We start from the raw sequence: 15,540 nt of genomic DNA on the forward strand, positions 1-15,540 counted from the left end.
CAACATCTAAAAAGCCCGCAGCGCGGGCTTTTTTTTCAGACCAACCGGGTTGAGTCTGCATTGGGGTTGCAACAGCTATGGGCTGGCATCGATGTAGATATTGTTATAGTATAACATATCTTAAAATCAAGCAGGCTGCTGTGATGCATAACCAACCGCCATTGTTACCAGTCACCGTGTTATCGGGCTTTTTAGGCGCCGGTAAAACCACCTTGTTAAACCATATTCTGCAAAACCGCGCCGGTTTAAAGGTCGCGGTGATCGTCAACGATATGAGTGAGCTGAATATCGACGCCAATGCCGTGCAAAAAGAAATTCAGCTGCATCGGACCGAAGAAAAACTGGTCGAGATGAGCAATGGCTGTATCTGCTGTACTTTGCGGGAAGATTTGTTAGTCGAAGTGCAAGCATTGGCGCGGGAAGGGCGCTTTGATTATTTGGTGATTGAATCCACCGGCATTTCCGAGCCCTTACCTATCGCTGAAACTTTTACTTTCACCGACGAAGACGGCAAGACACTCGCTGATATCGCCCGGCTGGATACTATGGTGACAGTGGTCGATGCAGTGAATTTTATCGCCGAGTATCAACAAGCCCGTTTACTGGCGGACAGTGGTGAACACCTGGGTGAAGACGACGAGCGCACCGTCGCAGATCTGTTGATTGATCAGGTGGAGTTCTGTGATGTGCTGGTGGTCAGTAAAACCGATCTGGTCACCCAAGCCGAGCTGGATGCGTTGACGGCAGTACTGCGCCAGCTCAATCCATCGGCCCGGATTGAATATGCTGAGCATGGCCGGGTACCACTGGACAAAGTGCTGGGCACCGGCTTGTTTGATTTTGCCAAAGCGCAGCAAGCGCCAGGCTGGTTGCAGGTGTTGCGTGGCGAACAGCAGCCGGAAACTGAAGAATATGGCATCAGTAGCTTTAGTTTTGTCGCCAGATTGCCGTTTCATCCAGAGCGTCTGCATCAGTTTTTCCATCAGGATTGGCCGCAAGGCCGTTTACTGCGCTCAAAAGGTTATTTCTGGCTGGCAGCCCAACCTGAATATGCCTGGCAATGGCATCAGGCCGGCGGCATTGCGCGTTATGGCATGGCAGGTTTGTTCTGGTTTGCCGTCCCTGCCCAGGAATGGCCGGATGATGCGGAAAGCAGGGCCGCAATTGAGGCCCAGTTCAGTGGCGACTATGGCGATTGCCGCCAGGAGTTAGTTTTTATCGGCCAGGGGCTGGATGAGGCTGTGATGCGTCGCCAACTGGCCAATTGTCTGTTAACTGACGAAGAGTACGCTGCAGGGCCTGCGGCCTGGCGCCTGTATGACAATCCATTTCAGCAAGATGATGTTCACTGAGTTTCAGCCGCTCGGGACTCAGATCCGGCAAAGTTCAGACATTGAGGTACTGAGCGATATTCTGTTGCCGGAAGTGAATCTGGCCGTGTGGCAGCGGCAATTGGATACAGAATTATTATGGTGTGCAGCGCAGTTAGCGGCGCGTCCGGCTTTTGCGTTGCAGCGCCAGACTCACCTCGCTGATTTGCCGGCGTTGTTGCAGTATGCGGTGCCGGACATGCCGGGTCGTGACGCACTGTGTCAGGATATCGTTTTGCAGGCACAGATGCTGACATGTCTGATGGATACTCAGCATCTTGGTGTGCGGCTCAAAGCATTACACAGCGCTATGTGCCCGCGTTTTCATACTGATCATGTGGCGCTGCGGATGTTGGTGACTTATGCCGGACCTGCGACCGAATGGCGGGCCGGCCCGGAAGATGACGATGAAACCGGCTGTTTAAATGTTGGCGACAGCGCGTTGTTAAAAGGCTCGGCATGGCCAGCGGCGGCTGCGGTCTGGCACCGCTCACCGCCTGGCATGGCTGCGCGTTTATTGCTGACGCTCGACCCGCTCTGACGTTTGCGCCAACAGCGTGGCCAGTAACTGACAATCCTGTTGTTGCTGGCTGGCATAGTCGGTACAGGCCTGTAACAGGGCATCATGGCTGGTTGCCATCACCCCCAGCATTTGCTGAGCAAATCGGGCAGAGCGACGGTCCGCTCTGTTATGCGCCAGTGCCAGCGCATGACCACAGGCTGCGGAAAACTGACTCAGCGCTTTGCCGGGCGACTGCGGCTGTAAACAGACATCTTCCGGGTCTACATCAACGTTGGCATGATGCAGCGAGCGTACCAGATAGTGCGCGCCTTCAAACTGTACTTCATCCAATACTGAGTCCGGCCGGCGCTGCATCAGGCGCTGACAATCGACAGTCAAATGCGCGTCATTGAGCCGGTTCACTGGGCTTAAATCCGGAAAGAAAAACAACGGCGCAGAGCGGCGCTGTTGCTTCACTTCGACCACCTGACACAGCGCCAAATCGGCATCTGAGCTCAGATCTGCCGGCCCCACCAGCAGGTAATAGCGCTGCATATTCAGCGAGCCGGTACCGGCACCGTGTCGGGTCACAATGTCGAGGATCTCATCATGCACATAAGGCGCAAACGCCTGCTTCAGCTGCTGATAACGCTCAGCATCAATCCGGCTGAATTTGCCGGCATCAGCTTTAAACTGCAGCGGTCTGGCGGAGATATCAACCGATTTTGCCAGTGTGCTTTTCTGCAGAAAATCGCTGCCGGCGGCGGAGCGCTTAATCGCTTTTTTCAGGAATGGTTTCAGCACATGATTTTTCGGGAAATCATCCTGAGTACTGAAACGGAATTCGGCATCTTTTGCCACCGCTGCACAGCAGTCTAAATAGCTTTGTAAGAAACTACGGGCAGCGTCTTTGGCGTCATCAGCGCTGGCGGCAGTTAAGCCGGCCAAATCCGGCGCATCTTCGCTCTGATAGCGCCCTGACGTCAGGCCCTGACAATAGTCGGCGGCCAGTAGCAGGCTGATGATATAGCGGCTTAAATCCCACACCGCCGGGCCAATACAGGCGTCATCAAAATCATTCGGCGCAAAAATCACCCGCTGGCCATAACTGCCATCTTCGGTGAAAAAGCCGAAATTGGAGATGTGACAATCGCCCATGACTGTGGTGAATGGCACCTGCTGCACCAGTGCTGGCGGCAGCTTGAGCAGACCTGACTGAATATCCGCATAAAACAAACCGGAACTGCCGCGCAAAAAACGAAATGGGTTTAACGCCATTTTCTGATGTTTACTAAGAATACTTTGGCTGGGGTCGACCTGATCGGTCCGACTGAATTCGGCGATCAGTTGTTGCAGACGCTGCATCTGAATATCTCCATTTCTATGACTGCGATGCATTGATGCTAAAGCAGTTTTCGCTGGTTGACGACAGTTTGATGCAGGCTTTTTGTAACAGAACATCGGTTTATTCCAATGGTCCGACCGCTGCTGTATCCGCTATCGAAACTTGTAGGAAGCCGGGCTGTCCATTATTCTTGCGCATTGTCCCAGTTTTGAGTCTGTACTTTGTCTCATCGCCAAAAATACATTGTCGCTGTCGTTTTGGCTTATGTGCTGTTAGCCCTAAGCTGGATTTTCCTGTCCGATCATCTGTTGCTGCTGGTGATCAGCGCGGAACAATTACTGATGGTTTCGATGCTCAAGGGCATGCTGTTTGTATTGGTGACTGCAGTAGGACTCTCGTTAGCGCTGAAAAACGTACCGCAGTCTTTCCATCCTGAAACCAACGTCTTGCCACTGACTCATCGCCAAAGCAAATTGCGTGATTATCTGGTGGCTGGCTTGTTGGTGAGTCTGATGATTTCCTTTCGCTTACTGTTACCTGTTGATGTTGCCGAAAAACCCATGATGATTTTGCAGCTGTTGCCAATCATTCTGGCGGCCGTGTTGGGTGGTTTTGGTCCGGGTTTATTTGCCACTTTACTGTCGACAATGGCCGTCGCCTGGATCGCCCGATGGGCTCTCACCGGTGCCGAGCAGAGCTTGTACATTCAATTGCAGTGGCTGTTTTTAATTATCAATGGCGTCACGGTGAGCTGGTTGTGTCAGTTGTTGCGCAATTCGGCCCGGCAGGCCGGGCATCAGCAGCGTTTACTGGACGCGGTCATTGAAGGTACCGATGACGTGGTGTTTACCAAAGACAGCGTCGGTCGTTATCAGCTGGTGAATCAGGCGGCTTGCCGCGCATTTGGCCTGGAAGCCGGGCAAATTATTGGTCGTACCGATGTGGAGCTGGCAGATCCGGCCCAGGTTGTCAGCTGGCAGCAAAATGATGCCAAAGTCATGCAACAGCGCAGGGTGCTGCATTTTCAGGAGCAACTGCAGCAAGCCGATGGCAGCAGCCAGCTGTACTCGGTCAGTAAGGGGCCACTGTTTGATCATCGCCAGCAGCTCAGTGGTATTTTTGGCATTGCCCGGGATGTGACAGTGATGGTCGGGCAGAAACGCTTGCTACAGCGTGTGCTGGAAGGCTCTGAACAAGGTTTTTGGGAGTGGGACATTCAGCAGCAGCGGATGCAGGTCAGCGAGCGTTTTGAAACCATGTTGGGGTTTTTGCCCGGTGAAATGCAGATCCAACCGGAGCATTGGCCTGAGCTGCTGCACCCGGCTGATTATCCACAAATGATGGAATCGATTCAACAACACCTGGATGGGGTGAAGCCGATGCATGAAGCAGAGTTTCGCGCCCGTTGCAAAGATGGCAGCTGGCGCTGGATCCTGTCGCGCGGCAAAATCGTCACCACTTCGCCGGATGGCAAACCGCAGCTGCTGGCGGGAACTCATACTGATATTCAGCAGCGCCGGCAGAATGAAGAAGCCTTGCGACTGGCGGAGATGATGTTTGCCGGTAGTTATGACGGCATCATGCTGGTGGATGCGGATAACCAGATCATGCGGGTCAATCCTGCTTTTTGCCGTATCACCGGCTACAGTGCTGCCGAAGTGCAGGGCAAATCACCTGCGATTTTGTCGTCGGGTCTGCATGAAAAAACCTATTACCAGCAAATGTGGCTGCAATTGCAGCAACACGGTTTCTGGCGTGGTGAAATCATCAACAAACGCAAAAATGGCGTGGTTTATACCGAAATGTTGTCGATTTCAGTGGTGCGTGGTGCACAAGGTCAGATCCGCCAGTACATTGGAATTTTTTCCGATATCAGTCACTTGAAGGCTCATGCCGCCGAGCTGGACAAAGTCGCCAATTTTGATGCGTTAACGGGCTTACCAAACCGACGCTTATTGTTAACCCGCTTTAATCAGACACTGATCCGCGCCTTACAAATGGGGCAACGCTGCGCTGCCTGTCTGATCGATATCGATGGTTTTAAACAAATCAATGAGCAGTTTGGCAACGCTTTTGGTGATCGCGTATTGTTGGCGCTGAGTCATCAGCTGCAGGGCGCGCTGCGTCACGATGACACGCTGGCCCGTTCGGGTGGCGATGAGTTTGTCGTGTTGTTATCTGACATGCCGGCACTGCCCGAAGGCAATCATATCGTCAAAAGGTTGTTGCAAGCCGTGAACCGGCCTCTGCTGCTGGATAACATAGAGATTGCGCTGACCTGTAGTATCGGTGTCAGTTTATACCCGGATGATAATGCCGACCCCGATACGCTGCTGCGACACGCCGATAAAGCCATGTATCAGGCGAAGGAAGCCGGGCGTAACCGCATACAATGGTTTGACCCGGCGCACGAACGCGAAGCGCAGGAACACCGGATGATGCTGGAGCAGTTAGAAGAAGCGCTGCGATTACAGCAGTTTGTCTTGTTTTATCAGCCGAAAGTGAATCTTCGCAGCGGCGCTGTGGTTGGCATGGAAGCGCTCATCCGCTGGCAACATCCGCAGCGGGGGTTATTGGCGCCTGCGGCGTTTTTGTCGTTTATCGAAGGCAGTGAACTGGAAAACCGTTTTGGCCAATTTGTGCTGCAAACCGGAATTGCTCAGGCTGCGGACTGGTTGTCACAGGGGATCTGGCTTCAGGTCGGTATCAATATCAGCGCCAGTCATTTGCTGCAGGAAGACTTTGCCGGGCAACTGACTGGATTGCTGCAGCAATGGCCAGCTTTGACCCCGGATCAGATTGAACTCGAGATCCTCGAGAGCACGGCGATCCAGGATTTAGCCGCCGCCAGACAGGCCCTGTTGCGGTGTCAGGCGCTCGGAGTGCGTTTTGCTTTGGACGATTTTGGCACCGGCTATTCCTCGTTAACCTATCTGCGCCAGTTACCAGTGCATTGTTTGAAAATCGATCAGAGCTTTGTCCGCGATATGCTGGAAGATCCGGACGACCACAATATCGTCTCTGGCGTCGTGCAGTTGGCACAGGTATTTGACCGGGAAGTTATTGCTGAGGGGGTCGAATCGATGGCGCATGCCAGTGCCTTGTTGGCGCTTGGGTGTGAGCTGGCACAAGGTTATGGTGTAGCCAAACCGATGCCGGCAGCTCAGGTGGCCGGATGGATCACCCAGTGGCAAGCCCGGCAGGACTGGCGGCAGTTGGTCGGGTGAGCCGCTGTTAGGTCGAAGCCGCTGCTTCTGCCGGTGTGATCACATCGACATAATGCTGCACTATCCATTGTGCTGCGGCGACTTGCCCTGCGAGCGCTTCAACACACACTGCATCCAGCTGACCCACACCGGCCATGCGCCGCAGTTCCTGTAGTGCGGCTTCAACACTCCAGGGTTTCTTGTATGGGCGCAGACTGGTCAACGCATCAAAGATATCTGCCACTGTAACGATGTGCGCTTCTATCGGCACCTCGTTGCCACGTAAGCCACGTGGATAACCTGAGCCATCAAGAAATTCATGATGGCAGGCCACAATATTGTGCATCACTTGTGAGTCAGGTAAGTGATGCAGGCCAAAATCGCCAATCACTTTGTGCATCAACTGCTCGCCTTTTTCGACGTGGGTTTGCATCACTGCACGCTCAGCTGCAGTCAACGGACCTTGTTTGAGCAGGATCTGATCAGGAATGCCGATTTTGCCGATGTCATGCAGCGGTGCAAACAGATAGATATGTTCGATGGTTTCATCCGTTAGCTGATATTCAGCCGCGACCGCTTTGGCGATCAGCCGCGCATACTGCGCCATCCGTTCTAAATGCGCGCCGGTTTCAAAGTCGCGCAAATCAACAAACTCCCGCGCGACCTGCGCGGATACCAGCACAGCGCGCACCGCAGACAGTTCGGCTGATAACGCCATATTAATCAGATTGCAGTACAGCAGCAGATCTCGTTGCACCCGCGCATCGAAATAACCGGGCTGTGCCGAATCAAAAAAGATGAAACCTAAAAAGCCACCATTGTCGTACATAGGCACAGTAAAGGAGCTGCGATAGGGTTGTGACAACAACCAGTCAGAATGCTGATGACCGGGCTGCACCTGCAGCGGGATATCGTCTATTACGCGGCAACTGGCATTTTTGGCCAGAACTTTCAGATCGCCACAGTCATTGAGGCGGGCTTCGTATCCGCTGATGGCTTGACCTTCGCGGGTGCTGTTGATAAAAGTTTTCAGCAGGTCATTGGGTTGTTCATACAAGGCGCAGGCGATCCGGCTGATAGCTGGCATGGTTTGCAGTACACGGTCATGTAACGCAGCTAAACGCTGATTGACGCTGCCTTCGCCCTGAAACAATTGCAGGATTTGGCTCGGTGCCAGACTGGTCATTACAATACTCCTTGCACGCACTAGTCTGCAGTGTCGGAAGCTTTGGCGATTTTTGCAACTATTTGACCGGGTCAAATTAAGCCTCGTTGATATAAAGCAAGTGATTAACTTTATTCGTAACTTTTTGTTATCATTCGCCCAGTGAAATTATGGAATTCAAAGATCAGGAGTGAGTTATGAAACTGTGGTTATGCAGCAGTGCTGTGTTAGTGAGTCTGACCCTGTTAAGTGGTTGCGGCGGCGGCGGGACATCGGGTGGCAGCACACCGAATACAGGCACTACACCGGGAACCGGCACCACAACACCAACAACACCCAATTGGGTTGCCGGTCAATATGCGGCTGAATCAACGTTGCAAAACTTCTGCGCGGCGCCACGCACCGGCACCGATCCATTCAGTGGTGCGGCCTATCCGGATAAAGCCGGCACGGCGATGCATGAAAAGCTGTGGCAGCGCTCCTGGAGCAATAGAACCTATTTGTGGTACAAAGAACTGCCTGATTTGGATCCGGCCAACTACAGTACACTGGCTTATTTTGACCTGCTGAAAAGCGGTAATAAAACTGATTCCGGTGCGCAGAAAGACAATTTCCATTTTTATCAGGACACTGCCGAGTATAAAAAGCAGACGCAGTCTGCGGTTAGCAGCGGCTATGGCATCGAGTGGATTTTTGCGTCGACCCGGCCACCACGGCAGTTAAGTGTGGCGTACACCGAGCCAGGCAGTCCGGCGGCAACGGCGTCGTTAGGCCGTGGTTCGAAATTACTGGAAGTGGATGGCGTCGATTTTGTTAACGATAACACCCAAGATGGTGTCAATAAACTGAATGCCGCGTTATTCCCGGCCAAAGCTGGTGAAAGTCACCAGTTCACTTTTGCCGACGCCAATGGTGTGCGCCGGTCCTACACGCTGGTATCCGCTGATGTATCCACCGTACCGGTGCATAACGTCAAAGTGTTGCAAAGTGGCAATAAAAAAGTCGGTTATCTGCAGTTTAATACCCACATCGCTGCCGCCCAGCCGCAGTTAATCAGTGCGGTTGAACAGTTCCGCACCGCCGCGGTGAACGAGCTGGTGGTGGACCTGCGCTACAACGGGGGTGGTTTGCTGGCGCTGGCATCGCAATTTGGCTATATGGTCAGCGGTCCAAACCAAATCCAGTCGCGTTATTTTGATAAGCTGCAATTTAATGACAAGTATCCGACGACAGATCCAGTTACTGGTGAAGCGTTGGAGCCGACGCCGTTTTATAGCAAAGGCATTGATTATACCGCCGGACGCTTAACCAGTCAGACGTTACCCAATTTAAGCCTGAACCGGATCTTTGTATTAACCACTGACAACACCTGCTCTGCCAGCGAAGCCTTTATCAATGCACTGCGCGGCGTCGACGTGGAAGTGATCCAGATCGGCGGTAAAACCTGTGGCAAGCCGTATGGTTTTTACCCAACCGACAACTGCGGTACCACATATTTCACTATTCAGTTCAGTGGCAGCAATGCCAAAGGTTTCGGTGATTATGCCGATGGCTTCACGCCAGCTGTGGCACCACGCTTTGCTGCGGATATCAAAGGCTGTCCGGTGGCTGATGATCTGAGCAAACCGCTTGGCGACGCGCAGGAAGGCATGCTGAAAACGGCACTGTTTTATGCTGGCAACAACAGTTGTCCGGTGGTGACGGCGACACAGCAAGCAGCAGCCCAACAAGCCGCCTCGGCTGCAGCGCCACTGCAAAGCGATGGTCTGGCGATCCGTGATCCACGCACAGAACATCAACTGCGCGATGTTAGTATTCGTCAGCCTATTCAAGATTGATAAGGTAGAGAAAAAACGGCTGCTTCTGCAGCCGTTTCTTAATTGGTAGGTCTTGGCTTAATTAAAAGTGTGGGGTCAATTGTTTTACCATCAATTGTAATGGTGTAATCAATGACACACATTCCTGTTGCAACTCCCTCGTCGTCTTCATCATCACAATGTTTTTTTAACGTATTGAGATCTGATTTGCAGTTATAGTTGCTGTTGTTGTCAAAATAACAACTAACAGGATTTGCTCCTTGGTCATAATTATTGAAGGTCACGGTACAAGAATTGGGATTGTTTTGGCATTCTGGAATTTCCTTCTTAAATTTCCAAATGATCGTTCCATCTTTTCCAGAGTTATTTACTAAGCAGTGTTTGAATCTTTTTTTATGTTTTATTTTATATGCACCAGTATTGTCTTTTATGATGGTGACCACTTGTTCCTTATCATTGTTTCTGCAGTGTGCTTTGTCTGGCTTTTCGTTAGGTCTCTGCTGGGCCTGCACAGAGAAAACCAAAACAGTTAAGATCGTGCCGATTAGAACTTTTTTCATAGTGCACTCCTTTCATGTTGTAAAAATTTTTGAAAATTTCTGTCATTGGCTATCGCGGACAAATCAGGGTCAATTGACAATAATTTGAAGGAAAATCCGAATTCCACAGCCTTACTGGCCGCAAGTGTTGCGTTGTTTTTGTCTTGATGTCGTAAGTACATTTGTGCGCTTAGTAGCCAAACTTCAGCGTTTTCAGCATCCAAACTGCGGGCTTCTTCCATCCATAGTGTTGCTCTGGAGTCTTGCAAAAAGTCAGAGTAGTGAGCTTTTAACGCCAATTCACGGGCGTCTAATTGCTGCCTTTTCAGCAGTAAGGACAATGCTTGTTTGTAACTTCGCTGCGCTGCGTCTTTTGCTCCGCTTTGGCGTAATGCGTCCGCCAAATTGCCGTGTAATTCGTATCGCTCAGGTGATTGTTCTAGAGCTTTTTTGTATAAGTGAATGGATTCAGAAAGTCGGCCTAAGTAGTAATAAACGGTTGCCAGGTTAGACTGAGTGTCTGCATCATTCCCAAGCCGCAATGCGTTTTGATAGGTCTCGGCCGCAGCTTGTAGCTGGCCCTGTAGTAAGTAAACGGTGCCAAGATTAGTTAAAGCTGTGGAATTGTCTGGGAGTAACTGAACCACCTGTTGAAACAATCGGAGTGACTCTTCAAATCTGCCGCGTTCGAGGTGAAATACAGCTAATGCTTGTAGTGGATGCCAGTGGTTTGGCTGCTTACGAATGGCAAGTTGATAGATGCGCTCTGCTTCGAGCTGTTCACCTTGCTGTTGGTAAAGGCTTGCCAGAGCACTATATGCATCAGCAAGGCCAGGGTCTTGCGTAATCGCGTGGTTGAATGCTGCTTCAGCTTGTTCGAAGTTGTTGCTGTGCATCAAATAATTGCCATATGCGAGCAAGGCGTCGGCGTCTTTAGCTCCGCTTAGTGAAGAACACTGTTGTAGCGCTGTTTCTAGCTTACTTTCAGGTTCGTCCAATTTTTGCAGAGCCAAAGCTGTATTACACAGGCAAGTAACAGCGGGTTGAAACTCAAGGATTTGTGGCATTTCATGAGTCAAAATAGTCAATGCTTGCCAATAGGGAGCCGCCTGCATCAACTGCTTACCAGTTAAATAGAGATCCTTTGCTTTTAGGTATTGCTGGAAGACATCTGGAGCAAGCCGTTGTTTGTACTTGGGTGCATCAATTGGTTTGTTGGTAAGGACCGATTGCACAAAGTGAGCACTTTGCTGAAGTAAGGCTTCGGATTGTGTGGTGTCCCAGTCCAACTGTAATTTTTCACGCTTCCCTTTTAACTGAAGAGTCACGACAGACGGTTTCGGAAAATTCCCTGCTTTGACAGTGACTTCAACGGTATCTACCGCGCTGTTATGAGTGTATTCATCGCTGGGGTAGAATCCGTCGCTATGCCTGACAGCATGTTCTAGCTGTTGTTTCATCTCGCTTTGTAACTCAGGGCTAAAAATAGCTGCATCTGTCGGATGCACCGAAACCCGAACAAACTGAACCGGCAATTCAGGGGGAATGATCGGTACTGATTTGTTTTGTGCCATCGGTTGGTTACTGAACCAGATGAAGCTACTCAAAATGCAAATCATCATGCCGGCTAAGGCGTAGGCGTAACCAATTTTGGATTTCAGTGGGATGATAGTACTGGGGTCGCATCCGTAAGGAAGCTGACTTTCATTTGATTTCCGGACTTTATACAACTGGATCTCATGATCAAATCCATCCGGAGTGAATTTACTTGCGACTTCGACCGGCACCTCGGTTTTATTCATTGCCAGATAAACAGCTTCCGATAGATAAATTTCACCAGGCGGCGTGACGGCTTCTATTCGGGCGGCCAGATTCACCGCTTCGCCAAAAATATCGTGCCGGGCGATCCGCACTTCACCGAGATGGGCGGCGATGCGGATCACGATCGGATGCTCGTCGGGGTGTTGCTGACGATACAGTGCCAGCCGGTCTTGCATGCGGCAGGCGCATAGCATGGCATCGGTCGGGGAGCGGAAACTCAGCAATAACGCATCGCCAATTGATTTGACTAACTGGCCGGAAAATTTCTTGATTTGTGGCTTCAGCAGGCTTTCAAAATTTTGTAGCAAGGAGGCATTTTGCCGGCGTGACTGACGATTGGTGGTGGCGGTAAAGCCAGCGATATCAACAAACAAAATCGTCAGATTTTCGGTTTGCACTGTCGGATTATCCTGCGCTTGGTCCCGGGTTCCGACAGCTTCACAGACCCTGATTTGAACTCAGATGATGGTTCGGGCACCATCGTTCGAGGATAGTCAGGAAGTCTTTGTTTTACCAAATAATATTCGGGTATTTTCCGTTGTTGGAAAGCAGTTGTGTGAACTGTAAATGAAGCTTAAAAAAAATGCAGGAGAGATGCTGAAAATTGGAGAGGAAACAGCGATGTGCTGCCACTGGCAGCACATCGTAAAGGGCGTTGCAGCTTAACCTAACCAGGGCGTCGCGCTGCGACGTTGCGCTTCATAAGCGTCGATTTGCGGGGATAGGGTTTCACTGGCACCGATAAAATCCAGACCGCTCAGCAGACGCTGTTTTACATCAGCATCTATGGCAAAACCAATCGCTGTGTTATTACCCAGCAGGATCTCCTGATTGGCCAAATCAATTTGCCATTGCTGCGGGCCTTGTTTGCTGCGGTTAAACAGGAAATCGATATTGGCCGCACTTAAGCTAATCAGCAACATGCCGTTGTTGATGCTGTTATTGAAGAAAATATCGGCAAAACTTTCGGCGATGATCACGTTGAAGCCATATTGCTGGATCGCCCATGGCGCGTGTTCACGGCTGGAACCACAACCAAAGTTGGCGCGCGTCAGCAGAATAGAAGCGCCCTGATACTGCGGTTCATTCAGTACGAACTCCGGGTTGGCGCTGCCGTCGGCCAGATAACGCCAGTCAAAAAACAGCGCTTCGGCAAAGCCGTCGCGGCTGACCGACGTCAGAAATTGCTTCGGAATGATTTGGTCGGTATCGACGTTGTTTTTATCCAGCGGGCACACCAGGCCCTTGGCGAAGATGTCACTCATGCGGATGCTCCGTTAGAAATCGTTGATACATCGACAAATTTGCCAGCGATAGCTGCCGCCGCCGCCATGGCTGGGCTGACTAAATGCGTGCGGCTGCCGCGGCCCTGACGGCCTTCGAAGTTGCGGTTAGACGTCGAGGCACAGCGCTGACCGGCGTCGACGCGGTCGTCATTCATGCCGAGGCACATTGAGCAGCCCGGCTCGCGCCATTCAAAACCGGCGGCTTTAAAAGTGTCAGCTAAGCCTTCGGCTTCGGCCTGACGTTTGACCTGGCCAGAACCAGGTACCACTAAGGCGCGCACGCCCGAGGCGACAGTTTTGCCGGCCACAACGGCGGCGGCTGCGCGTAAATCTTCAATCCGGCTATTGGTGCAGGAACCGATAAACACCACGTCAACGGCGACATCTGTCAGTTTCTGACCGGCCGCTAAGCCCATATAACTTAACGCGCGGCGGGCGGCGTCGGCTTTAATCAGATCAGTGAAAGACTCCGGTGCCGGCACCGGCTGGTCAATCGCGATCACTTGCTCTGGGTTGGTGCCCCAGGTCACTTGCGGCCGGATTTGGCTGCCGTCGATCTGGACCACTTTATCAAACTGGGCATCGGCGTCAGAGTAAAGGCTTTGCCAATAACTGACGGCTGCATCCCAGTGTTCGGCTTTCGGCGCGTGACTGCGGCCTTGCAGATAAGCAAAAGTGGTGGCATCCGGTGCGATGAGACCGGCTTTGGCGCCCATCTCGATGCTCATATTGCACAGCGTCATCCGGCCTTCCATCGTCATGCCTTTGATCGCATCACCACAGAATTCTGCGACATAACCGTTACCGCCGGCTGTGCCAAGCGCACCGATCACCGCCAGAATCACATCTTTTGGCGTGACAAAAGGCGACAGCGTGCCGGTCACTTCAACTTTCAGTGTTTTCGCTACTTGTTGTGGCAAGGTTTGCGTCGCCAGCACGTGCTCAACTTCTGAGGTGCCGATACCAAAGGCGATAGCGCCAAAAGCACCGTGCGTCGAGGTGTGTGAATCACCGCAAACGATGATCATGCCGGGCTGGGTTAAGCCCAGTTCCGGGCCAATCACGTGCACGATGCCTTGATCCGGGTGATACAAATCCAGCAGTTCAATACCGTTTTCCGCGCAGTTGGCCGCTAACGCTTCCAGCTGTTTACGCGACGTCTCACCGGCCGCATCGTAGCTGCGCACTTGCGTCGAGGTGTTATGGTCCATCGTGGCAAAAGTTAAATCCGGCCGGCGCACCGGGCGACCAGCCTGACGCAGGCCGGCAAAGGCTTGCGGGCTGGTCACTTCATGAATGAGATGGCGGTCGACAAACAATAAATCGGTGCTGCCGTTTAACGCGCCAACCACGTGGCTCTGATAAATCTTCTGATATAAGGTCTGGCCCATCGCTGACTCCTTAAGCTGCCTGAATAAAACGCACGATGGCGTCGCCGATGTCGCGGGTGTTGTAACCGGCGGCCGGATTAATGTCGCGGGTAACAATGCCTTGTTCCAGGCTTTGTTCGACCGCAGTTTCGATGGCGCGGGCGGCGGCTTCTTCGCCACAGCTAAAGCGCAGCAACAGTGCCGCACTTAAAATCTGCGCCACCGGGTTGGCAATGCCTTGGCCTGCGATATCTGGTGCGCTGCCGCCGGCTGGCTCGTACAAACCAAAGTTCGAGCCGTTCAGGCTGGCAGATGGCAGTAAACCCAAAGAGCCGGCAATTGCAGCTAACTCGTCGGATAAAATGTCGCCAAACAGGTTGTCGCACAGCAGCACGTCGAACTGCTGCGGCGAACGAATGAGCTGCATCGCGGCGTTATCGATATACATATGATCAAGCGCCACAGCCGGATAATCTTTGGCGATACGGCTGACCACTTCGCGCCATAACACGCTGGTGGCCAGCACGTTGGCTTTATCAATCGAGGTGACTTTGTTGCTGCGTTTGCCGGCCGCTTCAAAAGCGACGCGGGCGATGCGTTCAATTTCCGCCACGCTGTAAGTCTGCGTATCGAAAGCGGCAGTGTCGGTACGGCCTTTTTCACCAAAATAAATCCCGCCGGTCAGTTCGCGCACGCACAGAATGTCCATACCTAAAGAGCTGGTGCGCGGGTGAATGGGCGATAAGTCGGCAAATGCCGGGTAAATCTTGCCCGGACGCAGGTTACAGAACAGGTCGAAGGTTTTACGCAGCGGTAACAACGACGCACGTTCTGGCTGTTGGGCTGGCGGCAGGCTGGTCCATTTTGGGCCACCGACCGAACCGAATAAAATCGCATCGCTCTGTTTGCAAAGCTCTAAGGTTGCCGCAGGCAATGCTTCACCGTGTGCGTCAATGGCGGCACCACCGACTAATGCGCTTTGCGTTTTGACCGTAAATGCAAATTTCTGACTGACGGCGTCCAGCACTTTTAACGCTTCTGCCATCACTTCCGGGCCTATGCCGTCACCGGCTAATACTGCAATGTTGTAAGTCTTCATCATCTGTCTCAAAAAAGTTA

At 52.1% G+C, this 15,540-nt stretch carries 11 protein-coding genes; 4 read left to right on the plus strand and 7 right to left on the minus strand.

The genetic code is table 11. The annotated features are described in order from the left end of the window. Nucleotides 1-143 precede the first annotated feature (143 nt). On the plus strand, nt 144-1,352 hold the full coding sequence (gene zigA / locus ACQ66Q_RS10775) for a zinc metallochaperone GTPase ZigA (protein ID WP_430456800.1): 1,209 nt from the start codon (nt 144-146) through the stop codon (nt 1,350-1,352). Continuing rightward, complete coding sequence (locus ACQ66Q_RS10780) at nt 1,318-1,911, plus strand: DUF1826 domain-containing protein (RefSeq protein ID WP_430456801.1); 594 nt, start codon at nt 1,318-1,320, stop codon at nt 1,909-1,911. The genes zigA and ACQ66Q_RS10780 overlap by 35 nt, the downstream gene beginning before the upstream one ends. Here the strand turns inward: ACQ66Q_RS10780 and ACQ66Q_RS10785 are convergent. Then, the gene (locus ACQ66Q_RS10785; RefSeq protein ID WP_430456802.1) at nt 1,885-3,237 is read right to left on the minus strand and encodes a DUF2252 family protein; all 1,353 of its coding nucleotides are present in this window, start codon (nt 3,235-3,237) and stop codon (nt 1,885-1,887) included. The two genes, ACQ66Q_RS10780 and ACQ66Q_RS10785, sit on opposite strands and share 27 nt — an antisense overlap. A 201-nt stretch (nt 3,238-3,438) precedes the next feature. Between ACQ66Q_RS10785 and ACQ66Q_RS10790 the strand changes: the two genes are divergently transcribed. Beyond that, entirely contained in the window at nt 3,439-6,444 is a 3,006-nt protein-coding gene (locus tag ACQ66Q_RS10790; protein WP_430456803.1) for an EAL domain-containing protein, read from the plus strand. Nucleotides 6,445-6,451: 7 nt separating this feature from the next. Here the strand turns inward: ACQ66Q_RS10790 and ACQ66Q_RS10795 are convergent, their stop codons facing one another. Beyond that, nucleotides 6,452-7,609 carry an HD domain-containing phosphohydrolase gene (locus ACQ66Q_RS10795; protein ID WP_430456804.1) on the minus strand — a complete coding sequence of 386 codons (1,158 nt, stop codon included), beginning with the start codon at nt 7,607-7,609 and terminating at the stop codon, nt 6,452-6,454. A 176-nt stretch (nt 7,610-7,785) separates the two neighbouring features. Here ACQ66Q_RS10795 and ACQ66Q_RS10800 point away from each other — a divergent pair, with 176 nt between their 5' ends. Further along, the gene (locus tag ACQ66Q_RS10800; protein WP_430456805.1) at nt 7,786-9,426 is read left to right on the plus strand and encodes a S41 family peptidase; all 1,641 of its coding nucleotides are present in this window, start codon (nt 7,786-7,788) and stop codon (nt 9,424-9,426) included. A gap of 38 nt (nt 9,427-9,464) precedes the next feature. On the opposite strand, the gene ACQ66Q_RS10805 is transcribed toward ACQ66Q_RS10800, so the two are convergent. The 5 genes from ACQ66Q_RS10805 to leuB form a co-directional block, all read right to left on the minus strand. Beyond that, on the minus strand, nt 9,465-9,965 hold the full coding sequence (locus ACQ66Q_RS10805; RefSeq protein WP_430456806.1) for a hypothetical protein: 501 nt from the start codon (nt 9,963-9,965) through the stop codon (nt 9,465-9,467). Then, the gene (locus tag ACQ66Q_RS10810) at nt 9,962-12,163 is read right to left on the minus strand and encodes a tetratricopeptide repeat protein (protein ID WP_430456807.1); all 2,202 of its coding nucleotides are present in this window, start codon (nt 12,161-12,163) and stop codon (nt 9,962-9,964) included. Before ACQ66Q_RS10810 ends, ACQ66Q_RS10805 begins: the two co-directional genes overlap by 4 nt. Nucleotides 12,164-12,427: 264 nt before the next feature. Further along, nucleotides 12,428-13,030: a 3-isopropylmalate dehydratase small subunit gene (gene leuD, locus ACQ66Q_RS10815; protein ID WP_430456808.1), complete on the minus strand. Its 603-nt coding sequence runs from the start codon at nt 13,028-13,030 to the stop codon at nt 12,428-12,430. Next, nucleotides 13,027-14,442 carry a 3-isopropylmalate dehydratase large subunit gene (gene leuC / locus ACQ66Q_RS10820; RefSeq protein WP_430456809.1) on the minus strand — a complete coding sequence of 472 codons (1,416 nt, stop codon included), beginning with the start codon at nt 14,440-14,442 and terminating at the stop codon, nt 13,027-13,029. Before leuC ends, leuD begins: the two co-directional genes overlap by 4 nt. 10 nt (nt 14,443-14,452) lie before the next feature. Continuing rightward, nucleotides 14,453-15,523, minus strand: coding sequence for a 3-isopropylmalate dehydrogenase (gene leuB, locus ACQ66Q_RS10825; protein WP_430456810.1), 1,071 nt, complete (start codon nt 15,521-15,523; stop codon nt 14,453-14,455). Between the last annotated feature and the right edge of the window lie 17 nt (nt 15,524-15,540).

The organism is Rheinheimera sp., from assembly GCF_965283995.1.
Lineage (GTDB): Bacteria > Pseudomonadota > Gammaproteobacteria > Enterobacterales > Alteromonadaceae > Pararheinheimera.